Origin of the sequence: Pseudomonas sp. SIMBA_041, assembly GCF_046535095.1 — a bacterium.
GTDB lineage: Bacteria > Pseudomonadota > Gammaproteobacteria > Pseudomonadales > Pseudomonadaceae > Aquipseudomonas > Aquipseudomonas mucoides.
This window is the reverse complement of sequence record NZ_JAWRXJ010000841.1, coordinates 1-242: the sequence shown is the minus strand read 5'-3', so window position 1 is coordinate 242 and position 242 is coordinate 1. Positions and strand designations below refer to the sequence as shown.

General features: G+C 46.3%; 1 protein-coding gene. It reads left to right on the top strand.

Annotation, left to right across the window (positions count from 1 at the left end):
* The coding region (locus tag SB725_RS33505) for an acyl-CoA dehydrogenase domain-containing protein (RefSeq protein WP_410923734.1) at positions 1 to 242 on the top strand (242 nt) is incomplete at both ends.

Genomic DNA, 242 nt, shown 5'->3' with positions numbered 1-242 from the left:
ATGAGCATGGTAGTAAGTCAGAGTCTGAGCGACTGCATGCTGAAGTTGCGCTACAAAACAGCTTGTATACGATTCAAGAAGCTTTTGTTTCATTCTTCGCTAACTTCCCAAATCGTATGGCGGCCAATGTGGTCAGCTTTGTGACTTTCCCAAGTGGACGCATCTTTACCCCAGCAAGCGATGAGCTAAAACGCCAGTTAGGTGATACTTTCATGGATGATTTTGCAGCCAACCCATTCCGC